The following is a 24625-nucleotide window of genomic DNA, read 5'->3' as shown; positions in this document are numbered from 1 at the left end:
CCCCCGGCCGCATCACCGGCTTCGGGCGTTCCAGCCCACCCGGACTAGAGCGGGCGGGCGTAGCGGAGCTGGCTGGTCACCGCCGAGCCGATCAGCTCCTCGCGCTCGATGCCGGTCGGCGTCCAGCCGCCCCGCTCGTAGAAGCGCCGGGCGGAGGCGTTGGGCGTGAGCACCCACAGTGCCGCGCGACGCCAGCCCCGCTCCTGCATGCCGGCCAGGGCGTCGATCATCAGTTCCCGGCCGGTCCCGCGGCCCCGCTCGGCCGGGTCGAGGTGGATGGCGTGCAACAGCCCGGTCTCGGGGTCGCCGTCGTCGTCCGGGCCCACGTAGGTGAAGCCGACCAGCTCGCCGGCCCGCTCGGCGACGGTCATCCGGTGGTCGTCGCGTTCCCAGCCCCACCGCTCGACCCAGTAGCGGCCCATCGCCTCGGGCGTCGGCTCGGCCAGCGCCTCGGCCGGCAGGAACGACGAGTAGGTGGCGACGCGGGAGCGCTGGTGCAGCGCGCCGACCGCCATCAGGTCGTCGGCGGCGGCCCGGCGGAGCGTGACGGTCACCCGGTCGAGGCTACCCGGCGCGGTGGGACCTGGACGGTGGTGAGATCCTCGGCGATCACCAGGTCCCCGTCGAAGTGCGCCCGGGCCTCGTCGAGGAAGCGGCGGGCGTCGGCGTACCGCTGGGAGAAGTGGGTGAGCACCAGCGTGCGTACGCCCGACTCGGCCGCAACCCGCGCGGCCTGGCCCGCCGTGAGGTGGCCGACCTCGGCGGCGAGCGCGGCCTCCGACTCCAGGAAGGTCGACTCGATGACCAGCAGGTCGGCGTGCTCGGCCAGCGCGTACACCGCGTCGCAGAGCCCGGTGTCCATCACGAAGGCGAACCGCTGCCCCGGGCGGGGGACGCTCACCTCGTCCCGGGTGACGCGGCGGCCGTCCACGTCCAGGTGGCCGACGCGGATCAGCTCCCCGACGGCCGGGCCGGCGACGCCGTACGCGGCCAGCTTCTCCGGCAGCATCCGGCAGCCGTCCGGCTCGATCAGCCGGTAGCCGTACGTCTCGATGGGGTGTCGCAGCCGGCGGGCCTCCAGGGTGCCGCAGCGCAGCGCGATCCGCTGCCCGTCGGCCTCGATCGGCTCGACGCGCAGCTCGGCGGTCTCGTGGAAGCTCGTGGCGTGCCGCAGCCGGGCGAAGTACTCGGCGCCGCCGGCCGGGAAGTGGACCGCCACCGGGTGCGGCACCCGGTCCAGGGAGAGCCGCTGGATGGTGCCGGGCAGGCCGAGGCAGTGGTCGCCGTGGAAGTGGGTCACGCAGATGCGGGTGAGGTCGGTGGCGGTGACGGTGGTGTGCAGCAGTTGCCGCTGGCTGCCCTCGCCCGGGTCGAAGAGGATCACCTCGTCGTCCCAGCGCAGCACGTACCCGTTGTGGTTGCGCTGCCGGGTCGGCGCCTGGCTGGCCGTCCCGAGCACCACCAGCTCGCGCATCGACACGGCGTCCTCCGGCTCACCTATGAAGCGACCCCCGGGGTGTCCGCGCTCGCGCGCGGGCCGGCTGGACTATGGCCGGCACCCCGGGGGTCGGGTGGCTGTCGTGGATTCGCCGCACCGCTGCCACACGGTCTCGACGATGGTGCCTGAGCCCGCCTCGCGGCGGACGGATCTACTGTCGAGGACAGCGGCTAGCGGACAGCCACCTCACGAGTCCGATTGCTATACAAGTCTGGACCACCTCCTTTCCCGTGTACCGCCACGCTATCCAGTCGCCACGGGGGCCGGCAACGGATTTCGATCACACGGTGGCCGGGAATGCGCCGCCGCCCGCGGCGCGGGGCCACGGGCGGCGGAGCGGTCGGGGCGGGGTCAGCCGGCGGTACGCGCGACGCCGACCGGGCAGCTCAGCCCGTTCGGGCCGTGGTTGCAGTACCCGTTGGGGTTCTTCGTCGGCGCCAAGTACTGCTGGTGGTAGTCCTCAGCAAGGAAATACGTGCCGAGCCGGCCGATCTCGGTGGTGATCTCACCCTTGCCGGCGCGGGCCACGATCGGCGCGAACGCGTCGCGGGAGGCGGTCGCGGTGGCCAGCTGCTCGTCGGTGGTGGCGTAGATCGCCGACCGGTACTGGGTGCCCACGTCGTTGCCCTGGCGCATGCCCTGGGTCGGGTCGTGGTTCTCCCAGAACACCTTCAGCAGGTCCTCGTAGCTGATCTTCGACGGGTCGTAGACCACCTGGACCACCTCGGCGTGCCCGGTCATCCCCGAGCAGACCTCCTCGTACGTCGGGTTCGGCGTGTAGCCGCCCGCGTAACCGGCGGAGGTGGTGATCACGCCGGGCAGGGTCCAGAACAGCCGCTCGGCGCCCCAGAAACACCCCATGCCGAAGACGGCGACCTGGCTGCCCTCGGGGAACGGGCCCTTCAGGGGCGTACCCAGAACCTCGTGCCGGTCGGCGACCGGCATGGCGATCAGGCGGCCCGGCAGGGCCCGGTCGGGGGAGATCATCTCGGCCTTCATGCGGCGAAGGAACACGGTTTGGGACTCCTCTCGTGGCTTTCCCAGCCTGTGCAACACCGCCGGGTCACCGATCCTTACCCGCTGCGCCCCGGCTCACCCGGCGGCTCAGGCGGGCGCGAGCGCCGCGGCGATCCGCGCCGCGTACTCCTGCGCCTCGGCGTCATCGGAGTAGCGGGTGCGGGGCCAGAAGAAGCCGCGCAGGCCGTCGCCCTTCGTCCGCGGGACGACGTGGGTGTGCAGGTGCGGGACGGACTGCGACACCCGGTTGTTCATGGCCACGAACGTCCCACCGGCTCCCAGGCCGGACTCGACGGCCACGGCGAGCCGCTGCACCAGGCCGAAGTAGCCGGGCAGGGACGCCGGGGGCAGGTCGGCGAGCGTCACGAGGTGCGCACGCGGCACCACCAGCACGTGGCCCTTGAACACCGGCCGCGTGTCCAGGAACGCCACCCCGTCGGGCTCGTCGACCACCCGGAACGCCGGCACCTCACCCGCCACGATCCCGCAGAACACGCACCCCGCCACGCGCCCAGGCTATGCCGGGCCCGCGGAGCCACCCCAGGCCGCCCCGGCGCTCACGAGCCGTCCTCCGGTGCGGCGTGATCCACACCAGATCGCCGATCCGGCGGCAACCGCCGCGTCCGGACACCGCCATATCGGCGAAACGGAGTCGATCAAGCCATGCGCCGACGTGACGCGCCCCGGGTTGCGCCCGGCCGGCGGGGTGGCGGACTAACGTCACGGGAATGAGTCACGGCTTCGAGACGCTCGCCATCCACGCCGGCCAGGACCCCGAGGCCCGCACCGGCGCGGTGATCCCACCCATTTTCCAGACCAGCACGTACGCGCAGGACGCCGTCGGCGCGCCCCGGCTCGGCTACGAGTACAGCCGCTCGGGCAACCCGACCCGCGACGCGCTCCAGGAGTGCCTGGCGGCGCTGGAAGGCGGGCCGGTCGGGCTCGCCTTCGCAAGCGGGCTCGCGGCCGAGGACACCCTGCTGCGTACCGTCTGCAAGCCCGGCGACCACGTGGTCATCCCGGACGACGCCTACGGCGGCACCTACCGGCTCTTCGCCCGGGTCGTGGAGCGCTGGGGCCTGGAGTTCACGCCGGCCAAGGTCTCCGACGCGGACGCGATCCGGGCCGCGATCCGTCCCGGCAGCACGAAGATCGTCTGGGTGGAGACGCCCACGAACCCGCTGCTCGGCATCGCCGACATCGCGGCTCTCGCGGCCGTCGCGCACGACGCGGGTGCCCTGCTGGTCGTGGACAACACCTTCGCCTCGCCGTACCTGCAGCAGCCGCTCGCGCTCGGCGCGGACGTGGTGGTGCACTCCACCACGAAATACATCGGCGGCCACTCCGACGTGGTCGGCGGGGCGCTCGTCACCGCCGACGCGGGCCTCGGCGAGGAGTTGCGCTACCACCAGAACGCGATGGGCGCCATCAACGGCCCGTTCGACGCCTGGCTCACCCTGCGCGGCATCAAGACCCTGGGCGTACGGATGGACCGGCACTGCGACAACGCCGAGCGCCTGGCCGCGTACCTCGACGGGCACGCGAAGGTGGCCCAGGTGATCTACCCGGGGCTGCCCTCGCACCCGGGCCACGAGGTCGCCGCGAAGCAGATGCGCCGGTTCGGCGGCATGATCTCCTTCCGGGCGGCGGGCGGCGAGGAGCACGCCGTGGAGATCTGCAACCGGGCCAAGCTCTTCGTGCTCGCCGAGTCCCTCGGCGGTGTGGAATCCCTGATCGAGCACCCGGGCCGGATGACACACGCAAGCGCTGCCGGCTCGCCGCTTGAAGTTCCCGCCGATCTCGTGCGACTGTCTGTCGGCATCGAGACGGTCGACGACCTGCTCGCCGATCTGGAGCAGGCGCTGGGCTGACCGCTGGCTGGGGAGGGTGGCCGTGCAGGACATCATGCCGACCTGGGTCGGGGCGACCGCCAAGCAGATCGCGCGGGGCGTACGCCGGGGCGACGTCTCCGCCACCCAGGTCGTCGCGGACCACCTCGACCACATCGCCCGCGCCGACGCCGACCTCGCCGCGTTCCGCACGGTACGCGGCGGGGAGGCGATCACCGAGGCGGAGAAGGTCGACGAGCAGGAGGACCTGGCCAACCTCCCGCTGGCCGGCGTGCCGGTGGCGGTCAAGGAGAACACCCCCGTCGCCGGGCTGCCCACCTGGAACGGCTCCGCGGCCGTGCGTACGCCGGTGGCCGAGGCCGACCACGAGGTGGTCCGCCGGTTGCGCGGCGCCGGCGCGGTGATCATGGGGGTGACCCGGATGCCGGAGCTCGGCCTCTGGGCGCTCACCGACGACGAGACCGCGGTGACCCGCAACCCGTGGAACACCGGCCGCACCCCGGGCGGCTCGTCCGGTGGCGCGGCGGCCGCGGTGGCCGCCGGGCTGGTGCCGATCGCCCACGGGAACGACGGTCTCGGCTCGATCCGCATCCCGGCCGCCTGCTGCGGGCTGATCGGGCTTAAGCCCGGCCGAGGCGTGGTCCCGTGCCAGCTCGGCGCCGACGACTGGTTCGGTCTCACCGAGCACGGCATGCTGACCACCACCGTCGCCGACGCGGCGGTCGGCTTCTCGGTGCTGGCGGGGCGGCGCCCGGACAAGCTGGTCCCGCCGCAGCGCCTGCGGGTGGGCGTCTCGCTGCGTTCGCCCGTGCGCGGTGTCTCGCCGGACGCGCCCAACCGGGACGCGGTCGCCACCGCGGGCCGGCTGCTGGCCGCGGCCGGGCACGACACCGTGCCGGCCGACCCGGTCTACCCGACCCGGCTCGGCCTGCAGGGCATCGCCACCTGGTTCGCCGCGGCGGCCGCCGACGTGCAGGCCGCCGAGATCGACCGGCGCAGCCTGCAACGGCGCAGCCGCCGGCACGTGGCGCTCGGCGAGTGGGCGCAGCGGCGCGGGTACGTGCGGGAGGCCGACCGGGCCGCCTGGCGGGAGCGTTCCGTCGGCTTCTTCACCGACCACTCGGTCGACCTGCTGCTCACCCCGGCGCTGGCCGGGCCGCCGCCGGAGGCCGCCGGCTGGTCGGTCCGCTCCTGGCGGGCCAACATGGCGGCCAACATCCGGTACGCCCCGTACGCGGCCCCGTGGAACATCGCGGGCCTGCCGTCGATCGTGGTCCCGGTGGGGCGCCGGCCGGACGGCCTTCCGGTCGCCGTGCAGCTGGTCGGGCCGCCCGGCTCGGAGCTGCTGCTGCTCGGTGTGGCCGGCCAGTTCGAGATGGCCGCCCCCTGGCCCCGGCACGCGCCGGGCTACCCGCGCGTCGGTACGGGTTCGCCGGCCGTCGCCTGACCGTCCATCGCCGGCGCGGGACGCGGCGGTGGCGTCACCGCAGGTCCTCCGGCGGCGGGTGGCACGATCGGGGCATGACGGAACTGGTCGGTCTCGCCGACGTACAGGCCGCGCGGGAGCTGCTCGCCGGCGTCACCCGGACCACCCCCCTGGAGCCCTCCCGGCCGCTCAGCGCGGCCCTCGGCGGCCCGACCTGGCTCAAGTGCGAGAACCTGCAGCGCGCCGGCTCGTACAAGGTGCGCGGGGCGTACGTGCGGATCTCCCGGCTGTCGGAGGAGGAGCGGGCCCGGGGCGTGGTGGCGGCGAGCGCGGGCAACCACGCCCAGGGGGTGGCGCTCGCCGCCGGGCTGGTGGGCACCCACGCCACGGTCTTCATGCCGGTGAACGCGCCGCTGCCGAAGGTCGCGGCCACCAAGGGGTACGGCGCGCAGGTCGAACTGGTCGGCAACACCGTCGACGAGTCGCTGGTCGCGGCGCAGACGTACGCCGAGCGGACCGGGGCGGTGCTCATCCACCCCTTCGACCACCGTGACGTGATCGCCGGGCAGGGCACCGTGGCGCTGGAGATCCTGGAGCAGTGCCCGGACGTGAAGACGATCATCACGGGGGTGGGCGGCGGCGGGCTCGTCTCCGGGATCGCGGTGGCCGCCAAGGCGCTGCGCCCCGACGTCCGGGTGATCGGCGTCCAGGCGGCTGGCGCGGCCGCGTACCCGCCCTCGCTGCTCGCCGGGGAACCGGTGCGGCTGCCGGCGTTCACCACCATCGCCGACGGCATCGCCGTGGGCCGCCCCGGTGACCTCACCTTCACCCACGTCCGGAAGCTGGTCGACGAGGTGGTGACGGTCTCCGAGGAGGACATCTCCCGGGCGCTGCTGATGCTGCTGGAACGCGGCAAGCAGGTGGTGGAGCCGGCCGGCGCGGTCGGCGTCGCGGCGTTGCTGGCCGGGGTCGTGGAGGTGGAGGCGCCCGTGGTGGCCGTGCTCTCCGGTGGCAACATCGACCCGCTGCTCATGCTGCGGGTGATCGAGCACGGCCTCGCCGCCGCGGGCCGCTACCTGCGCTTCACGGTGCGCTGCTCGGACCGGCCGGGGCAGCTCGCCTCGCTGCTCGGCGAGATCGCCGAGCACCGGGCGAACGTCGTGGACGTGCAGCACCAGCGGGCCCACCCGCACCTGCACCTGGGCGAGGTCGAGGTGGCGCTGTCGGTGGAGACCCGCGGTGTCGAGCACTCGGACACGCTCATCAGCGCCCTGCGGGCCAGCGGATACCAGGTGGTTTTCGCCGGCGAGGCGTGACACCGGCCGGTGTCACGCCTCGCGCGGGGAACGACGGACGCGGGCCGGGTGCGACCCGGCCCGCGGCTCAGCCGGAGAACGGCTCGAAGCTGACCACGGTCACCTTGATGTCGGCGCCGCTCGGCGCCGTGTAGGTGCAGGTCTGCCCGGCCCGGCCACCCAGGATGGCCTTGCCCAGCGCGGACTCGGGGCTGTAGACGGTCATGTCGGTGGTCGACGCGATCTCCCGGGAGCCGAGCAGGAACGTCTCGGTGTCGTCCTTGTCGTCGTCGAAGTAGATCGTCACCACCATGCCGGGCGCCACCGCGTCGGCGGACGGCGCCTCGCCCACCTGGGCGGTGCGCAGGAGTTCCTGGAGGTAGCGGATGCGCCCCTCGGCCTTGCCCTGCTCCTCGCGGGCGGCGTGGTAGCCGCCGTTCTCCCGCAGGTCGCCCTCCTCGCGCCGAGCGTTGATCTCGGCGGCGATGACCGGCCGGTTGGCGATCAGTTCGTCCAGCTCGGCCTGGAGTCGGTCGTGAGCGTCCTGCGACAGCCAGGTGGCGGGCGCCTCGTTGCCAGTGGACACAGGCGGTCTCCTCAGTTGTGCGTGGCTGGCTGACAGGTGAACTTCCAAATTACCAGTGCGGTACGACACGAGGTGGCGTCGATCACCACGAGTGCCGGGTCCGGCACGGGGTCGCGGGGCTGCGGCGGGGGCCGGTCGCGCGTCAGGCCGGTGCCCGGCAGCGCAACACCTCGCCGAGGAAGGCGCGGCCGGTGGTGGCCAGCCGGTGCTGGGTGGTGACGTGGCGTTCCCCGGGGGCCGCGGTCACCGTGACCTGCTCGCGGGCGACCTCGGTGCCCGCCCGGTCGCGGGCACGCAGCAGGCAGACGGCCGACCCGCCGGGCGGCACGGTCACCCGGAAGTCGACACGTACCTGGGTGTCGGTGATGTCCGTGTACGTGATGACCTGGGCGTCGTAGTTCGGATCGCCGTACTGGCGGTAGAGCCGCACCGCGATCAGGCTGAGCGCGGCGAGCAGCACGACCAGGGCGGCCGCCGCGATCATCTTCGGGCGGCGCCCGCCCGGCTCCCGGCGGTGGCCGTACCGTCCGGGCGGGAAGACCGGCGCTCCGGATGGAATTGTGGCGTGCGTCTCGGTCACCGGCGGGTATCTCCTGGCGTTGTTGTCGGCGGCATCGGCAAGAATGGCTTCTGTCCATCCTCCCAGCCCGGCTCCACGCCAATTCTGGCAGGTCGCCGTCGGAGGTGACCGCCCGGCGGGTCATCGGGCGGAAGGATTACGGCAGGTCAGCGGCCCTCCCGGGCCGACCCGGCCGACCCACACGAGGAGTGCCGACGTTGGCAGAACAGCTACGCCTCATGGCCGTCCACGCCCACCCGGACGACGAGTCCAGCAAGGGCGCCGCCACCATGGCGAAATACGTCGCCGAGGGCGTGGAGGTCCTCGTCGTAACGTGCACCGGAGGAGAGCGCGGCAGTGTGCTCAACCCGAAGCTCGACCGGCCCGACGTGTGGGCCAACATCGCCGAGATCCGCCGCGCCGAGATGGACGCCGCCCGCGCGATCCTCGGCATCGAGCAGGCCTGGCTCGGCTTCGTCGACTCCGGGCTCCCCGAGGGTGACCCGTTGCCCCCGCTGCCCGGGGGGTGCTTCGCGCTGCAGGACGTCGACGTCGCCGCGGGCCCGCTGGTGCGGCTCATGCGGGAGTTCCGTCCGCACGTGGTCACCACGTACGACGAGCGGGGCGGCTACCCCCACCCCGACCACATCATGTGCCACAAGATCACCGTCGCGGCGTTCGACGCGGCCGGCGACCCGGAGCGGCACACCGACCTCGGCGAGCCCTGGCAGCCGCTCAAGCTCTACTACGACGTCGGCTTCTCGAAGGGCAAGATCATGGCCCTGCACGAGGCCATGCTCGCCGCGGGGCTCGAGTCGCCGTACCTCGACTGGCTGAAGCGCTGGGAGGAGAACCCCGACGAGCAGCGTCCGGAGGTCACCACCCGGGTCGAGTGCGCGCAATACTTCCCGGTCCGCGACGACGCGCTGCGCGCCCACGCCACCCAGGTCGACCCGGACGGCTTCTGGTTCCGGGTGCCCATGGAGGTCCAGCAGCGCGCCTGGCCGACCGAGGACTTCCACCTGGCGCGTTCGTTGGTGGACAGCCCGTTGCCGGAGTCGGACCTCTTCGCCGGTGTGCGTGAGACGGTCCGTGCCCGCTGATCCGGCCCGGCGCTACGCTGGTCACCAACCGCATATCGGAGGAATGCCATGCTGACCGCTGCCCAGGTGCTCGCGGAGAACAACTTCGGGGACACCCGCACGGGTGGCCTGGCGGGCCCGATGGGTCTGTTCCTCATCCTGGTGCTGAGCGCCGCCACCGTTCTGCTGATCCGCAACATGAACGCCCGGCTGCGCCGGCTGCCCGACCGGTTCCCCACCCAGGCCGGTCCGGGCGAGGCCGGTCGTGCGGACGCCGTGGTCGCAGATCCGACAGACAGGACCGGAGGCCAGGATTCATCCCCGGACGTTCCCACCGCGTCCGAGCAGCGCCGGAACGGGTAGAGCCGGCGTGATTCACGCCGAAGCCGACCTTCGACCCCTGTTGCGGTCATCGGGTTTGGCTTAGCCTTCCGCCGGGGGGACCAAAAGTCCCCGAGCCGTGCGCGGGAGGGGGCGCCGATGACCGTCACATCAGCGGCTGCCCGTCGTACGGTCGATCGGCCGGCCCACGGAGCGGGTCGGTGACCTCCGGCAGGGGTGGCGGGCAGGTCGACCGGCTGGGATTGCGCGGCACCCCGCTCCGGGTGCTCGTGCTCACCGCCGCGGTCACGGTGACGGCGCTCGTCGCGTCCGTCGTCGGGCTGTCCCTGCCCACGGGCCTGCCCGCCGACGACGCGATCCCCGCTCCGGCCCGGTACGCCATCGCGGTCGGCGTGCTGGCCGTCGCCCAGCTGGCCCGGCTGCGGTTCCGTGCGGGCGCCGGCATGGTCAGCATCACCTGGGGCGAGGCCGCGCTGATCATCTGCCTCCATCTGGTGCCGGCCGGCTGGCTCCCCTCGGCCACCCTGCTCGGCGCCGGGCTCGCCTGGTCCACGCTGTCGGCGTGCGGTGACCGCCGGCCGCTGCTGGAGATCGTCCGCATCGCGGCGTCCCTCGCCGCGGCGTCCGCGCTCGCCGTGGCCGTCACGACCGCGCTCGGCCGGCCGCTGCTGGCCGACCTCACGCCCGGGCTGGCCGCCGCGGTGGTCGCCGGGTCCGTGACGTACCTGCTCGCCACCGCCTGGCTCAGCGGGGTCACCCTGGGCGTGCGCAGCGGCGTGCCGATCGGGCCGCCGGTGCTCGCCGCGCTCCGCGGCAAGCTCCTGATGTTCGTCGGCAACGTCGCGGTGGGCCTGGTCGTGGTGACGCTCATGGAGATCGACCCGCGCTGGCTGCTGCTTCTCCCGCCGCCGCTCTGGCTGCTCCAGCAGACCTACCGGCAGCGGCTCCGTGCCGACCAGGAGCGCCGCACGTGGCGCGTCTTCGCCGAGGCCACGGCCGCGCTCAACCAGCTGGACGAGCGGGGAGTGGCCAGCGCCGCCGTCAGCGGGGCCCTCGCCCTGTTCCAGGCGGAACTCGTGGACGTCGACGTGGCCCGGGGCGACGGACGCTGGCGGCGCTACCGCGGCGACCCGTCGGGCGGGCTCGTCGACCGGGAGATTGCCGAGCCCAGACCGGGGGAGCCCGACGAGCACGAACTCGTCCGCCCGCTCACCGTCGGCGCGGCTTCCGTGGGCCGCCTGCGGGTGCGTTTCCCCCGCTCGGCCCCGCCGAACGGGCGGGAGCGGGACGCGGTGGCCGCGTTCGGTGACGCCGTGGCCGCGGCGCTGCACGACGCGGCGACCCACCGCGAGCTGCGACTGGTGACCGCGCGGTCGTCGTACGAGGCGGTGCACGACGCGCTCACCGGCCTGGCCAACCGGGCGGCCATGCTCAGCAAGGGCGACCAGGCCCTGCGGCAGCTCGCGCACGACCACCCGGTGGCGCTGCTCCTGCTCGACATCGACCAGTTCAAAGAGGTCAACGACACCCTCGGGCACGCGGCCGGCGACCAGCTGCTCCGGCTGGCCGCCAACCGGCTGTCCGCGCTGGCCCGCCCCGGCGACCTGCTGGGCCGGCTCGGCGGCGACGAGTTCGCGTTGCTGCTGACGTCGGTCCCGGTGGTCGGCGACCGGGCCGCGCCGACGGCGTACGCGCTGCGCCAGGCCCGCGAGATCGCCGAGCGGCTGGCCGCGCCGACGGAGGTGGCCGGGGTGCGGATGTCCGTCGAGGTCTCCGTGGGCGTGGTGGTGGCCGACGCCGGCACCGCCGACCTGACCGAGCTGCTGCGCCGCGCCGACATCGCGATGTACCAGGCCAAGGAGGGTGGCGGCAGCGTCGCCGCGTACGACAGCACCCGGGACGCGGCGAGCACCGACCAGCTCGCCCTGCTGGCCGAGCTGCGTGAGGCGCTGGAGGTGGAGGACCAGCTCGTCCTGGCGTTGCAGCCGGCCGTCGACCTGGCCACCGGCGCCCCGACCGGCGTCGAGGCGCTGATCCGCTGGCGGCACCCGCGGCGCGGCTGGCTCAGCCCGGTCGACTTCATCCGTCCGGTGGAGAACAGCGAGCAGCTCGGCACGTTCACCCGGTACGTGCTCGACAAGGCGCTCGCGGTCGCCGCCGACTGGGCCCGAGAGGGGCTCGACATCCCGATCTCGGTCAACCTCTCGGCGCGGAGCCTGCTCGACCCGCGCCTGCCATCCGAGATCGGCGAGGCGCTGCGCCGCCACCAGGTGCCGGCGCACCGGCTGGTGCTGGAGATCACCGAGACGGTGGTGATGAGCGAGCTGGAGGTCATCGACGAGGTGCTGGCCACGCTCCGGTCGATGGGCGTGCAGCTCGCCGTGGACGACTTCGGCACGGGTTTCTCCTCGCTGACGTTCCTCACCCGGATCGCGGTCGACGAGCTCAAGGTGGACCGCTCGTTCGTGATTCGGATGGCCGACTCGCCGGAGGCGGCCGCGATCGTCCGGACCACCGTCGGCCTCGCGCACGAGCTGGGGTTGCGGGTCGTGGCCGAGGGCGTGGAGACCGCCGAGCAGCGCAGCGCCCTGGCCGAGCTGGGCTGCACGGCCGCCCAGGGTTACCACTTCTTCAAGCCCATGCCGGCCGACAAGATCGGCGCGGTCCTCGGCACCCTGCTCGACGAGGCCCGCCCCAACGTGTTTCCCCTGCGCGCCGACGGCGCCTCCTGACCGGCAGCTCCCAAGCGCCGGACGCGGGGTGGTTATGGTCGTCGGGTGAACCGACTCGCGGACGCCACGAGCCCGTACCTGCTCCAGCACGCCGACAACCCGGTCGACTGGTGGCCGTGGTGTGAGGAGGCGTTCGCCGAAGCGCGCAGGCGGGACGTACCCGTCATCATCTCGGTCGGCTACGCCGCCTGCCACTGGTGCCATGTCATGGCGCACGAGTCGTTCGAGGACGAGTCGGTCGCCGCGCTCATGAACCGCGACTTCGTCTCGATCAAGGTGGACCGGGAGGAGCGTCCGGACGTCGACGCCGTCTACATGACGGCCACCCAGGCGATGACCGGCCAGGGCGGCTGGCCGATGACCGTCTTCGCGGCCCCGGACGGCACCCCGTTCTTCTGCGGCACCTACTTCCCGAAGCCCAACTTCGTGCGGCTGCTCGAGTCGGTCACCACCGCCTGGCGGGAGCAGCGGGACGACGTGCTGCGGCAGGGGGCCGCCGTGGTCGAGGCCGTCGGCGGGGCTCAGGCCGTGGGCGGCCCCACCGCGCCGTTGGAGGCCACGCTGCTCGACGCCGCGGCCGACCAGCTCGCCCGGGAGTACGACGAGACGAACGGTGGTTTCGGTGGCGCACCGAAGTTCCCGCCGCACATGAACCTGCTCTTCCTGCTGCGGCACCACCAGCGCACCGGCTCGGCCCGGAGCCTGGAGATCGTGCGGCACACCTGCGAGGCGATGGCCCGGGGCGGCATCTACGACCAGCTCGCCGGCGGCTTCGCCCGCTACTCCGTCGACGGGCACTGGACGGTGCCGCACTTCGAGAAGATGCTCTACGACAACGCGTTGCTGCTGCGCGCGTACACCCAGCTCTGGCGGCTCACCGGCGACCCGCTGGCCCGGCGGGTGGCCCGGGACACGGCCCGGTTCCTCGCCGACGAGCTGCACCGGGCCGGCGAGGGGTTCGCCTCCGCGCTGGACGCGGACACCCAGGGCGTCGAGGGCCTCACGTACGTCTGGACCCCGGCCCAGCTCGCCGAGGTGCTCGGCGAGGAGGACGGCCGGTGGGCGGCCGACCTCTTCGGGGTCACCGGGACCGGGACCTTTGAACACGGCACCAGCGTGCTGCGGCTGGCCCGCGACGTGGACGACGCCGACCCGGCGGTCCGGGCCCGCTGGCAGGGCGTCGTCGCCCGGCTGCTGGCCGCCCGGGACACCCGCCCCCAGCCGGCCCGGGACGACAAGGTGGTGGCCGCCTGGAACGGGCTGGCGATCACCGCGATCGCCGAGTTCCAGCAGGTCGCCGCCGTCCACGTACGCCCCGACGACGAGGACGCGAACCTCATGGACGGCGTTCTCATCGTGACCGACGGCGCCATGCGCGACGCCGCCGAGCACCTGGCCACCGTGCACCTGGTCGACGGGCGGCTGCGCCGGGTCTCCCGCGACCGGGTGGTGGGGGAGCCGGCCGGCGTGCTGGAGGACTACGGCAGCGTGGCGGAGGCGTTCTGCGCCATGCACCAGCTCACCGGCGAGGGGCGCTGGCTGGAGCTGGCCGGCCGCCTGCTCGACGTGGCGCTGGAGCGCTTCGCCGCACCCGGGGGCGGCTTCTACGACACCGCCGACGACGCCGAACGGCTCGTCAGCCGTCCCGCGGACCCCACCGACAACGCGACACCGTCGGGCCGCTCGGCGGTCATCGCGGCGCTCGTGACGTACGCGGCGCTGACCGGTGAGACCCGGTACCGGGAGGCCGCCGAGGCGGCCCTGGCCACCGTCGCGCCGATCGTCGGCCGGCACCCGCGCTTCGCCGGGTACGCGGCGACCGTCGGCGAGGCGTTGCTCTCCGGTCCGTACGAGATCGCCGTGGTGACCGACCAGCCGTCCGGCGAGCCGCTGCTCGCCGCGGCGTACCGGCACGCGCCGCCCGGAGCGGTGATCGTGGCCGGGCGGGCCGACCAGCCGGGCGTGCCGCTGCTCGCCGACCGGCCGATGATCGACGGGCGGCCCACCGCGTACGCCTGCCGGGGTTTCGTCTGCGAGCGCCCGGTCACCGCGGCGGATGACCTGGTCGCCCAGCTCGGTGGCCGGTAACGGGCGGGCCCGGCGGCCCGGATAGGCTGGCGGCGCTATGGATTCCCGAACCGGTCTGCCCGTTGTCGGCATGGTGGGCGGCGGCCAGCTGGCCCGGATGACCCACCAGGCCGCGATCGCCCTCGGCCAGTCTCTGCACGTTCTCGCGTTGGCCCCCGACGACGGTGCCGCGCTGGTCGCCGCCGACGTCCAGTACGGCGACCACACCGACCTCGCCGCGCTGCGTACCTTCGCGAAGAGCTGCGACGTGGTCACCTTCGACCACGAGCACGTGCCGAACGAGCACGTCCGCACGCTCGCCGCCGAGGGCGCGACGGTCTACCCGCCCGCCGACGCCCTGCGCTACGCGCAGGACAAGCGGGCGATGCGTGAGCGGCTCACCGAGCTGGGCGCTCCCGTCCCGGCCTGGCGGCCGGTACGCGAGCCGGACGACCTCGTGACGTTCGGCACCGAGGTGGGCTGGCCGGTCGTGCTCAAGGCGGCCCGTGGCGGCTACGACGGCCGTGGCGTCTGGATGGTGACGGACGCGGCGCACGCCGCCGAGCTGGCCCGCACGCTGCTCGCGGGAGGCACCGAGCTGATCGTCGAGGAGCGGGTGCCGCTGCGCCGGGAGCTGGCCGTGCAGGTGGCCCGCTCGCCGTTCGGGCAGGTGGCCGCGTACCCGGTGGTCGAGACCGTGCAGGTCGACGGGATCTGTGTCGAGGTGCTGGCCCCGGCACCGGGCCTGCCCGAGGATCTGGCGCTCGCCGCCCAGCAGCTCGCCATCGACCTGGCCACCTCGCTCGGGGTCGTGGGTCTGCTCGCGGTGGAGCTGTTCGAGGTGGCCGACGCCTCCGGCCGGCCGGGCATCATGGTCAACGAGCTGGCGATGCGGCCGCACAACTCCGGGCACTGGACCATCGAGGGCGCCCGCACCTCCCAGTTCGAGCAGCACCTGCGGGCGGTCCTCGACTACCCGATGGGCGACACCTCGCTCGCCGCGCCCGTCGTGGTCATGGCGAACGTGCTCGGCGGCGAGCCGGGCGGGATCTCCATCGACGAGCGGCTGCACCACCTCTTCGCCGCCGAGCCGGGCGCCAAGGTGCACCTCTACGGCAAGCAGGTCCGCCCGGGCCGCAAGATCGGGCACGTCACGGTGCTCGGCGACGACCTGGACGACGTACGGGCGCGGGCCGCGCGGGCCGCCCGCTGGCTGCGGGAGGGGCACGAGTGAGCACGGTCGGGCTGATCATGGGCAGCGACTCGGACTGGCCGACGATGAAGGCCGCCGCCGAGGTGCTCGACGACTTCGAGGTGCCGTACGAGGTCGAGGTGGTCTCGGCCCACCGCACGCCGGTGAAGATGATCGACTACGGCCGGGCCGCCGCCGATCGCGGCCTCAAGGTGATCATCGCGGGGGCCGGTGGTGCCGCCGCGCTGCCCGGCATGGTCGCCTCGGTCACGCCGCTGCCGGTGATCGGCGTACCGGTGCCCCTCAAGCACCTCGACGGCATGGACTCGCTGCTCTCCATCGTGCAGATGCCGGCCGGTGTCCCGGTCGCCACCGTCTCGATCGGGAACGCCCGCAACGCCGGCCTGCTCGCCGTCCGCATCCTCGGGGCGAGCGACGCGGATCTGCGCGCCCGGATGACCAGCTACCAGGAGAGCCTGGAGCAGCTCGTCGCCGAGAAAGACGCCGCCCTACGCGCCAGCCTCGCCTGACCGGCGTCCCCCTGCCGTCTCCGTCGCCCTCCGGTCCCGTCGGGCGGGTCGGAGAGAGTTGCCCTCGTGGGCATGGGGCGGCTGTCGTGGTTACCCCTCGTGTCTTTCGCTGCCACCCCCGACATCACCTCACGGATCCTTTGCTCTGCACCCACGGATGCGCCAGTCGCGGAGCGTCACCATCGCGGCTGACGCGCCCGTCCGGCGGTCAGCACACACTGCCTGCTCAGCGTGGTGGTGCATCGAGGGGTGCAGAGCAAAGGGGCCGATGGAGAGTGCCGGCCCCTGGAAATCCCGGTTACGCAAGGCGACGGAGCGCCTGTCACTGAGCGTCAGGGTGGGCGCGCTGGCAGGACCAGCGCGCGCAGCGCCCTGAAGCCGCGACGAGCCCGGCAACGCTCTGCCCGCCCTCAACGGCGCCGGCCGTGACCCTCCGGCCTCATCTCATCTCATGCCGCGCAGGGCGGTCTGGAGACGTTCCTGGGCGCGGCGGCGGCGTTCGTTGCTCGCCCCGAGCACCAGCAGCAGGATGCCGACGGGGATGAGCGCCAGCCACGGCCCGAACGCGAACAGCGCGTGGATCGCGGTGATCGCCGTTACCGTCGCCCCGACGATGACCGGGGCCTGCTGCCGACTCGACGACCCGAAGACCAGGACGGCGACCGCGCCGAGCAGCAGCAGCACCTGCCGCAGGGTGGTGGACCCGGTGGCCAGCACGATGGCGAGGCTGGGCACGAACGCGGCGACCAGGGCCGGGCCGTACGCGACCCAGCTGCTCATGTCCGGCCGCTGCCGCAGCTCCAGCACCCCGACGAGCAGCGCCAGGGCGGCGAACGGCAACGTGTACGCCTCGGGCAGCGCCACGTCGGCGACCCGCATGAGGATCCACCAGGCGGCGATCTCGCAGAACACCACCGCCCAGAACAGGATCCGGCGTTCCACCGGCCGACGGTTGGGCCGGCTCGCCGACACGCCGAGCACGGCCCCCCACGCCGCCAGCAGCGCCGCGATGTGCCGGGGCGAGTCGAACGCCAGCGCCAGCGCGATCAGCGCGGCGGCGTGCCCGCTCCACTCCACGGTGGCCGCTTCGCGCTGGGCCTCCGGCCGGCGCAGCCGGGGCAGCATGGCGGCGAACACCTGGAGGGCAGCGCCGACGGCGAGCACCCCGAACGCGGACCAGACCGGGGCCAGCCCGGCCACGAGGCCGGCGGTCAGCACGAACAGCTGCGCCATCAGCGAGGCGAAGAGCCACCCGAGGATCCGGGCGCGTTGCGTGGTGCCGAACAGCGCCGCCACCGTACCGACACCGACCGCGCCGCCCAGGGTGAACAGGGTCAGCTCGCGGGTGGCCAGGCTGCCGGCCAGCCCGGCGCCGCCGGCCGCGAGACCGATCACGAAGACCAGCACCCGGGCCAGCCGCAGCGACCGGGCCGGCTCGACGAGCGGGGGCGGCGGGGTCAGTGCCAGCCCCAGCATCGAGATGGTGAAGACCGCGAGCGCGGCGAGGACGCTCGCCGGCCAGCCGTTGCCCAGCGCGGTCGGGGTGATGAGCAGCGTGACGGCCGCGCCCGGCAGCACCACGGGCACCGCGCGGGACCGCCGCCCGCCGCTGAAGCCGGTGGCCGCCAGCGTGGCGGTCGCGGTGAGCAGCAGCGCGGTCAGCACGTGCGTCGGGTCCACGGCGCCGGGTGGCGGAGTGAGCAGCTCCGGTGGCGGGCCGTCCCAGATCCGGGTGAGCGTCCGGTGCGGCTCGACCAGGGCCACCTCCAGCGCCTGGGCGATCGACGCGATCGCCAGGGCGGTGGGCAGTACGGCGGCGGCCAGCGCCCCGGCGGCCGGGCTGACCCGCCAGCGGCGACGCTCCGGGTCGTCCGGCAGGCGGCGCAGCGCCCCGTCGAGCAGCACCTGCCAACGCCGCACCGGCCGCGCGGAGCCGGCCGGCGGGACGGTGGCGGCGCGGATCAGCTCGGCGAGCACGCCCAGCAGGGCCGCCGCGGCCGCGTACACCCCGACCGCGAGGTCGTTGGGGAAGGCGGCCAGCGCGCTGATCGTCGCGCCGCCGGCCACCGCCATGCTGGCCCAGGGCAGGTACTGCGGGACCTGTCGGCGGGTCGCGGCGATCGCCGCCAGCCCGAGGCTGGACGCGGCCAGGGCCGCGGTGAGCACCACCTGCGACGAGTAGCCGAACTCGGCGGCCAGCGCCGCGAGCGCGCCGGGAAGCGCGAGCAGCGCGGCAGCCGCCGCGGCGCCGCCGATCTGCACCAGGTGCGGCGGCATCCCCTCGGCGTCGACGTCGTCGACCAGGGTGCCGGCCACGTTCCGGGCCAGCGCGGCCACCACCACGCCGATCAGCGCGATGCTGCCCAACGCCAGTGCGGTCGTCCACGGGCGGACCAGACCGGCGCCCGCCGCGTGCAGGGCCACCACCCCGGCCACGACGGCCCGGGACTGCGCGGCCCGCGGGTCGACCGACGCCACGGACGCCATCCCGAAGACGGTGGCCACCATCCCGCCCACGAGGACCGGCGACCACCAGGGCAGCGCGAACGCGGCCGGCGCGCCGATCGTGGCGAGCACCACGGCCACGCCGGAGACGTCGTACCTCCACGGTGGTGGCAGCAGGATGCCGGCCGCGACCGCGAGCAGCCCCAGGGCGATCGGCGCCTGCCACGTCGAACCACCCGTGGGCGCGGCGGGCCAGCCGGACAGGTCACCGGCCCAGATCGGGCCGGGGGTGGCCAGCACACCCACCCCGCCGCGCAGGGCGATCCAGCCGGCCACGAGGCCGATCAGCAGGCCGCCCACGGCGATGCCGAGGATCGGGCCGCGTCGCCACTCCTCGGGCATCGCCCGGGCCGCCACGGCCACCACCAGCACGAGCCCGGCCGCCACCGCGAGCTGCCCACCCGGTGCCAGGACGGCCGTGATCCGGACCAGCGTGGCGATCAGCGTGGCGGTCACCGCGGCGGCCGCCAGGTCCGATCCGTCGAGCGTGAGGTCGGAGCGGCGGCCCGCGTCGATCGACGGGGCCAGGAACAGCAGCACCGCGGAGACCAGCAGCAGCGCGCCGACCCAGGCGTCGGCGACGGTCGCACCGGGAGCGCCGAAGGCGGCGGCGGTGACCACGAGCGCGCCGAGCCCGGTGCCGACCGCCAGCGGCGCCGGGATGTCCCGCTGGGACACCTGGACGATCGCCGCGTACCCGAGGGTCACGCAGACCGCGAGGAACGCGGCCGCGAGCACGGGGACGGTCGCCTCGCGCAGGCTCGCCGGCGTGGGCGTCGGGTCGGTCGCCACGGTGGCCGCCACGAACGCCGCCACGGCCCCCGGGAGGGCGAACGCGGCCCCACCGGCGGCCCAGGCGGAGACGATGTCGGCCGGCGCGGGGGCGATCCGGATCCGGGGCGCCACGGCCACCAGGACGCCGGCCACGAAGAGCACCAGCAGGACGGCGGCGGTGAGCGCCGGTCGCGCCAGGCCGGCACCCGCGCCGAACAGGCCCACCCCGGCCGCGCCGATCGCGTGGGCCAGCGCCGCCCGGGTCGTGCCGGCGGACAGGCCGGCCACGCCGATGACGACCGCCGCCAGCACCATCGGCCACGGCGCCGCCGCCCAGCCCAGACCGAACGAGGCCGGTACGGCCAGCGCGGTCAGCGCCGCCCCGGCCACCGCGAACTCGCGGCGGATGTCGGTGGGCAGGGCCAGCACGGCGGCGACGGTGAGCAGGAACGCGCTCGCCGCGAGCTGCCACGCAGTGGGCCCGACGGCGGCGGCCAGCTCGGCGGCGTGCCGGTCGAGGTCGGCGGCCCAGGCGGGCAGCGCGGCGCGTACCGGGGCGACGCCGGCGCGCAGCGCGCCCCCGGCCACCACCAGCCCGCTGACCGTCAGGGCGACGGCCGAGGCCAGTTGGGGGCCCCGCCGGGCGGCCTCGGGCACGGCGCGGACGGCCAGCCCGGTGACCGCGATGACCGCCGAGATCAGCAGCAGGGCCCGGCCGGGCAGCGCCACCGAGGCGATCCGGCTCAGCGCGCCGATGACCGCGAGGGTGACGATGGCGGCGCCGAGGTCGGGCAGCGGCGGGCGGCGGAGGGCCAGCGTGCCGGCCAGCCCGGTGCCGGCGGCGAGCAGCAGCACCAGGCCGGTGCCGGTGGCGGTGGGCACGGTGGTGGCGCGGAGCAGGGCGGTGACCGCGTACGCCAGGGCGAGCGCGACCGCGACACCGTGCAGCAGCCAGGTCAGCTCGCGCAGCCCGGGCACGGGACGGGCCGGGGCGTCCTCGACGGCGGCGGGCGCCGGGGCGAGGACCTCGCCACCCTCCTCCGGGTCGCCCTCCGGCCGACCCCCGGCGCCGCGCTGCCGGGGCGCGACCGGGGAGGCCGGTGCCGGTGGCGGCGGCTCCGGCAGGTCGCGCCGGACCGGCCGCTCGACGGCCACCGCGGAACGGGCCAGCCAGAGGTCGAGCAGGGCCACCACGGTCAGGGCGATGGCCCAGCCCACCGGGCCGGTGATCCGGTCGTACGCCAGCAGGGGCGCCACCGGTTGCGCGGCCAGTACGGTGGCGAACCGGGGAGCGCGCAGCCCCGTCCAACCGGCGTAGCCGACCGAGACCGCGGCGGTGACCGCGAAGATCACCCCGGCGAAGACCGCGCCGGACGCGCCGCCGTTGCCGATGCGGTCCACGGCCCAGAGGGCGTACCCGGCGAGCGGCACCAGCAGCAGGCCGACCGCGGCGATCGTCTCGGCGGTGGACGTGAGCCCGCGCCGGGCGAGCACCGGCGGGGCGAGGAGCAGCAGGACGGTCGCCACGAGCAGGATGCCGAGCCGGGCCAGGGCGTCCATCGAGCTGGTCGCCACGGCGGCGAACACCACGGCGGCCACGCCGAGCAGCAGCGCGCCCAGACCGAGGGGGATGTTCTGCACCTCCCGGGAGGAGGCCTCCGGCGGGTGCTCGGGATCGTCGGCGTCGAGCCAGGTGGCGGGGGGCGGCGGTGGCGGCGGCTCCTCCGGGCCCGGCGGCGTGCCCTGCCGGGGGACGCGCGGCGGCGCGCCGGTGGTGGCGGTCGGTGGCCGACGGCCGGGTCGCCGACGCAGGACGCGGCGGGGCCGGGTGGCCTGCTTCAGCCGTTCCTCACCGGCGTGGGCGAGGATGTCCCGCTGGAAGAGCGCGGCCTGCATCTTCGCGGCGATCTGCCGCTGCTCGCGCGCGATGGCGGCGTCGCGGGCCTTCATCTCCGCGATGGAGCGCTCGATCTCCGCCAGGTGCTCGACCCACTGTGGTTGGTCGGCGCCGCAGTGCGGGCAGCGGACGGCCGGCTTGATCTCCCGGCCGCACGAGGAGCACTGAAAGCTCGCCACGACACCCCTCCACCCGCACTGTGGACTCCCACTGTCGCAGCATGCCCAATGCCGGCGCGTTTTTCGACAGTTGTCGGCGGGTCCAGGACAAACGAGCCGGGCGCGGACAGGAAACGGCCGGCGGGGAAACGTGTTCCACCGCCGGCCGTCGTGCGTCGTCGGTCAGGGGCGGCCCATGCCCCGGTACTCCCAGCCGGCCTGCGTCCACAGTGCCGGGTCGAGGCAGTTGCGCGCGTCGACCACCTTCCGGCCGGCGACCAGCTCGCCGAGGGCGACCGGGTCGGCGTTGCGGAAGTCGGCCCACTCGGTGAGGACGCAGACCAGGTCGGCGCCGGTCGCCGCGTCGGCCATCGTCGCCTCGTACGTCAGCTCCGGCATGGCCCGGCGGGCGTTCTCGGTGCCCTGCGGGTCGTAGACGTGCACGTCGGCGCCGGCCTTGTGCAGCAGGCCGGCGACGGCGAGCGCCGGGGCGTCGCGGACGTCGTCGGTGTTGGGCTTGAACGTGGCGCCGAGCACGGCGATCCGGGTGCCGGACAGGTCGGGCCCGGCCGGGCCGGACCGGCGGCCGAGCAGGTCCGCGGCGAGCTGGAGGACGCGGGTGCGACGGCGGAGGTTGATCAGGTCGACCTCGTGCAGGAAGCGCAGGGCCTCGCCCGCGCCGAGCTCCTGGGCCCGGGCCTGGAAGGCGCGGATGTCCTTGGGCAGGCAGGCGCCGCCGAAGCCGAGACCGGCCTGGAGGAAGCGGTTGCCGATGCGCGGGTCGTAGCCGATGGCGCGGGCCAGCTGGGTGACGTCGCCGCCGGCGGCCTCGCAGACCTCGGCCATGGCGTTGATGAAGGAGATCTTGGTGGCCAGGAACGCGTTGGCGGCGACCTTCACCAGCTCGGCGGTGGCGAAGTCGGTGACCACCAGGGGCACCTCGCGGTCCTCGGTGGCGGCGAGGTCGAACACGCCCTTGTGCGCGGCGTAGAGCATGCCGTTGGCCCACTCGCTCTTCACGCCGACCACGATCCGGTTGGGCCGCAGCACGTCGTCGACGGCGAAGCCCTCCTGGAGGAACTCGGGGCTCCAGGCCACCTCGACGCCGAGGTCGGCCGGGGTGTGCTTGCCGACCAGCTGCTCGACCCACTCGGCGGTGCCGACCGGCACCGTGGACTTGCCGACGATCAGCGCCTTGCGGGTCAGGTGCTGCGCGAGGCTCGTGACCGACGCCTCGACGTACGACAGGTCGGCGCCCATGCCGTCGGCGCGCTGCGGGGTGCCGACGCAGATGAAGTGCACGTCGCCGAACTCGGCAGTCTCGGCGATGTCGGTGCTGAACCGCAGCCGCCCGGCGGCCAGGTTGCGCTTGAGCAGCTCGTCGAGGCCGGGCTCGTGGATCGGCACCTGCCCGGCGTTGAGCATCGCGATCTTGTCGGCGTCGACGTCGAAACCGAGGACGTCGTAGCCCAGTTCGGCGTAACAGATGGCGTACGTCGCACCGAGGTAGCCGGTGCCCAGGAAGGTCACGCGGGGGCGGGGCGCGCCGGAGGGCGGCGTCACCGCGGCGATGGCGGGTACCGGCTGGCTGTTGGGGTACGGGATCGTCACGCCTGTCTTCTCCGCTCGCACTGGGCGGCGCACCGTCGCGTCGCGTACTGCTGCGGCGCCTGGCCGGGCACCGGAGGGATGTTCTCGTTCTTCCTATGGTCGCCCTGCGGCGCCTGTCTGGTGCCGTGCTGTCGGCGTCTTGTCATGCTCGCCGGGCCATGCCGGTGCTCATCGAGCACGAGCGTACGCCGCGGTAACTTGTACCTGAACCTTGGTCGCTATCCTTCAGTCTGCGCGTCAGCGTTCACGAGACGGTACAGACTGCGCATGATAGCGGTGAAGGGGAGGGGCCGGCATGGCCGCAGAGGAGTCGTTCGACGTCTACCGACTGCCCGAGGAGCACGAGGCGATCCGGGAGGCGGTCCGTGAGGTCTGTGCGGCGAAGGTGGCTCCGAACGCCGCCGAGGCCGACGAGACCGGCGAGTTCCCCAAGGCGTCCTACGACGCGCTGCGGGCCGCGGACTTCCACGCCCCGCACATCCCCGTCGAGTACGGCGGCGCCGGCGCGGACGCCCTCGCGACGGCCATCGTGATCGAGGAGGTGGCCCGCGCGTGCGCCGCGTCCTCGCTCATCCCCGCGGTGAACAAGCTCGGCACCATGCCGCTGCTGCTGGCCGGCTCCGAGGAGCTCAAGCGCCGCTACCTGACCCCGGTGGCCGCCGGTGACGCGATGTTCTCCTACTGCCTCTCCGAGCCGGAGGCCGGCAGCGACGCGGCGTCGATGACCACCCGCGCCGTCCGTGACGGGGATCACTGGGTGCTCAACGGCGTGAAGCGGTGGATCACCAACGCCGGTGTGTCCGAGTTCTACACGGTCTTCGCCAGCACCGACCCGTCCGCCCGGTCCCGGGGCATCTCCGCCTTCGTGGTGGAGAAGTCCGACGCCGGGGTGAGCTTCGGCGCGCCGGAGAAGAAGCTCGGCATCAAGGGCTCGCCCACCCGCGAGGTCTACCTCGACAACGTGCGCATCCCGGCGGACCGGATGATCGGCGCGGAGGGCACGGGTTTCGCCACCGCCATGCGCACCCTCGACCACACGCGGGTCACCATCGCCGCCCAGGCGATCGGCATCGCGCAGGGCGCGCTGGACTACGCCAGGGGCTACGTGCGCGAGCGCAAGCAGTTCGGCAGGGCGGTCGCCGAGTTCCAGGGCATCCAGTTCATGGTCGCCGACATGGGGATGAAGCTGGAGGCGGCCCGGCAGTTGACGTACGCGGCGGCCGGCAAGTCGGAGCGCGGCGACGCCGACCTGACCTACTTCGGCGCGGCCGCCAAGTGCTTCGCGTCCGACGCGGCCATGGAGATCACCACGGACGCGGTGCAGCTGCTGGGCGGCTACGGCTACACCCGGGACTACCCGGTCGAGCGGATGATGCGCGACGCCAAGATCACCCAGATCTACGAGGGCACCAACCAGGTGCAGCGCATCGTGATGGCCCGCCAGCTGCTGCGCGACTGAACGGTCGCGGGTCGGGGGCGGGCCGGCGACGCCGGCCCGCCCGCG

At 74.2% G+C, this 24625-nt stretch carries 18 protein-coding genes; 10 read left to right on the top strand and 8 right to left on the bottom strand.

What is annotated here, in order from left to right; genetic code table 11:
- Positions 1-44: 44 nt before the first annotated feature.
- The 4 genes from D7193_RS07120 to D7193_RS07105 all read right to left on the bottom strand — a co-directional run bounded on the left by D7193_RS07120 (position 45) and on the right by D7193_RS07105 (position 3022).
- Complete coding sequence (locus tag D7193_RS07120) at positions 45-554, bottom strand: GNAT family N-acetyltransferase (RefSeq protein ID WP_120778499.1); 510 nt, start codon at positions 552-554, stop codon at positions 45-47.
- Positions 551-1480, bottom strand: coding sequence for a ribonuclease Z (locus tag D7193_RS07115; RefSeq protein ID WP_120778498.1), 930 nt, complete (start codon positions 1478-1480; stop codon positions 551-553). Before D7193_RS07115 ends, D7193_RS07120 begins: the two co-directional genes overlap by 4 nt.
- Before the next feature lie 369 nt (positions 1481-1849).
- On the bottom strand, positions 1850-2512 hold the full coding sequence (gene msrA, locus D7193_RS07110; RefSeq protein ID WP_120778497.1) for a peptide-methionine (S)-S-oxide reductase MsrA: 663 nt from the start codon (positions 2510-2512) through the stop codon (positions 1850-1852).
- A gap of 90 nt (positions 2513-2602) precedes the next feature.
- The gene (locus tag D7193_RS07105; protein WP_120778496.1) at positions 2603-3022 is read right to left on the bottom strand and encodes an HIT family protein; all 420 of its coding nucleotides are present in this window, start codon (positions 3020-3022) and stop codon (positions 2603-2605) included.
- A gap of 221 nt (positions 3023-3243) precedes the next feature.
- Here D7193_RS07105 and D7193_RS07100 point away from each other — a divergent pair, with 221 nt between their 5' ends.
- The 3 genes from D7193_RS07100 (at position 3244) to ilvA (ending at position 7107) form a co-directional block, all read left to right on the top strand.
- The gene (locus tag D7193_RS07100) at positions 3244-4386 is read left to right on the top strand and encodes a cystathionine gamma-synthase (protein ID WP_120778495.1); all 1143 of its coding nucleotides are present in this window, start codon (positions 3244-3246) and stop codon (positions 4384-4386) included.
- A 16-nt stretch (positions 4387-4402) separates the two neighbouring features.
- Complete coding sequence (locus D7193_RS07095; RefSeq protein ID WP_120778494.1) at positions 4403-5812, top strand: amidase; 1410 nt, start codon at positions 4403-4405, stop codon at positions 5810-5812.
- Positions 5813-5886: 74 nt separating this feature from the next.
- Positions 5887-7107 carry a threonine ammonia-lyase gene (ilvA, locus tag D7193_RS07090; RefSeq protein WP_120778493.1) on the top strand — a complete coding sequence of 407 codons (1221 nt, stop codon included), beginning with the start codon at positions 5887-5889 and terminating at the stop codon, positions 7105-7107.
- Positions 7108-7174: 67 nt separating this feature from the next.
- On the opposite strand, the gene greA is transcribed toward ilvA, so the two are convergent.
- Positions 7175-7672: a transcription elongation factor GreA gene (greA, locus tag D7193_RS07085; protein WP_120778492.1), complete on the bottom strand. Its 498-nt coding sequence runs from the start codon at positions 7670-7672 to the stop codon at positions 7175-7177.
- 142 nt (positions 7673-7814) lie between these two features.
- Positions 7815-8252: a DUF4307 domain-containing protein gene (locus D7193_RS07080; RefSeq protein WP_120778491.1), complete on the bottom strand. Its 438-nt coding sequence runs from the start codon at positions 8250-8252 to the stop codon at positions 7815-7817.
- A gap of 197 nt (positions 8253-8449) precedes the next feature.
- Between D7193_RS07080 and mca the strand changes: the two genes are divergently transcribed.
- The 6 genes from mca (at position 8450) to purE (ending at position 16176) form a co-directional block, all read left to right on the top strand.
- Positions 8450-9334, top strand: coding sequence for a mycothiol conjugate amidase Mca (gene mca, locus D7193_RS07075; protein ID WP_120779317.1), 885 nt, complete (start codon positions 8450-8452; stop codon positions 9332-9334).
- 48 nt (positions 9335-9382) lie between these two features.
- Positions 9383-9676: a hypothetical protein gene (locus D7193_RS07070; RefSeq protein ID WP_120778490.1), complete on the top strand. Its 294-nt coding sequence runs from the start codon at positions 9383-9385 to the stop codon at positions 9674-9676.
- A gap of 179 nt (positions 9677-9855) precedes the next feature.
- Complete coding sequence (locus tag D7193_RS07065) at positions 9856-12387, top strand: putative bifunctional diguanylate cyclase/phosphodiesterase (RefSeq protein WP_120778489.1); 2532 nt, start codon at positions 9856-9858, stop codon at positions 12385-12387.
- Between the two features lie 45 nt (positions 12388-12432).
- Complete coding sequence (locus tag D7193_RS07060; RefSeq protein WP_120778488.1) at positions 12433-14475, top strand: thioredoxin domain-containing protein; 2043 nt, start codon at positions 12433-12435, stop codon at positions 14473-14475.
- A 37-nt stretch (positions 14476-14512) separates the two neighbouring features.
- Complete coding sequence (locus D7193_RS07055) at positions 14513-15688, top strand: 5-(carboxyamino)imidazole ribonucleotide synthase (RefSeq protein WP_120778487.1); 1176 nt, start codon at positions 14513-14515, stop codon at positions 15686-15688.
- Positions 15685-16176 carry a 5-(carboxyamino)imidazole ribonucleotide mutase gene (gene purE, locus D7193_RS07050; protein WP_120778486.1) on the top strand — a complete coding sequence of 164 codons (492 nt, stop codon included), beginning with the start codon at positions 15685-15687 and terminating at the stop codon, positions 16174-16176. Before D7193_RS07055 ends, purE begins: the two co-directional genes overlap by 4 nt.
- A 444-nt stretch (positions 16177-16620) precedes the next feature.
- Here purE and D7193_RS07045 read toward each other — a convergent pair whose 3' ends face one another.
- Both D7193_RS07045 and D7193_RS07040 read right to left on the bottom strand, forming a co-directional pair.
- Positions 16621-21531 (bottom strand): SCO7613 C-terminal domain-containing membrane protein, encoded by a 4911-nt coding sequence (locus D7193_RS07045; RefSeq protein ID WP_120778485.1) that lies wholly within the window; start codon positions 21529-21531, stop codon positions 16621-16623.
- Positions 21532-21693: 162 nt separating this feature from the next.
- On the bottom strand, positions 21694-23121 hold the full coding sequence (locus D7193_RS07040) for a UDP-glucose dehydrogenase family protein (protein WP_120778484.1): 1428 nt from the start codon (positions 23119-23121) through the stop codon (positions 21694-21696).
- Positions 23122-23416: 295 nt separating this feature from the next.
- Here D7193_RS07040 and D7193_RS07035 point away from each other — a divergent pair, with 295 nt between their 5' ends.
- On the top strand, positions 23417-24580 hold the full coding sequence (locus tag D7193_RS07035) for an acyl-CoA dehydrogenase family protein (RefSeq protein WP_120778483.1): 1164 nt from the start codon (positions 23417-23419) through the stop codon (positions 24578-24580).
- Positions 24581-24625: the final 45 nt, after the last annotated feature.

This window comes from Micromonospora costi, assembly GCF_003626655.1.
Classification (GTDB): Bacteria; Actinomycetota; Actinomycetes; order Mycobacteriales; family Micromonosporaceae; genus Micromonospora; species Micromonospora costi.
The sequence above is the reverse complement of the archived record's forward strand: the minus strand, read 5'-3'. Positions and strand labels throughout refer to the sequence as shown.

Bases quoted from the DNA above. Each gene is read 5' to 3' on its own strand.
- D7193_RS07035 (WP_120778483.1), top strand. From the start codon at position 23,417: ATGGCCGCAGAGGAGTCGTTCGACGTCTACCGACTGCCCGAGGAGCAC.
- D7193_RS07055 (WP_120778487.1), top strand. From the start codon at position 14,513: ATGGATTCCCGAACCGGTCTGCCCGTTGTCGGCATGGTGGGCGGCGGC.
- D7193_RS07100 (WP_120778495.1), top strand. From the start codon at position 3,244: ATGAGTCACGGCTTCGAGACGCTCGCCATCCACGCCGGCCAGGACCCC.
- D7193_RS07070 (WP_120778490.1), top strand. From the start codon at position 9,383: ATGCTGACCGCTGCCCAGGTGCTCGCGGAGAACAACTTCGGGGACACC.
- ilvA (WP_120778493.1), top strand. From the start codon at position 5,887: ATGACGGAACTGGTCGGTCTCGCCGACGTACAGGCCGCGCGGGAGCTG.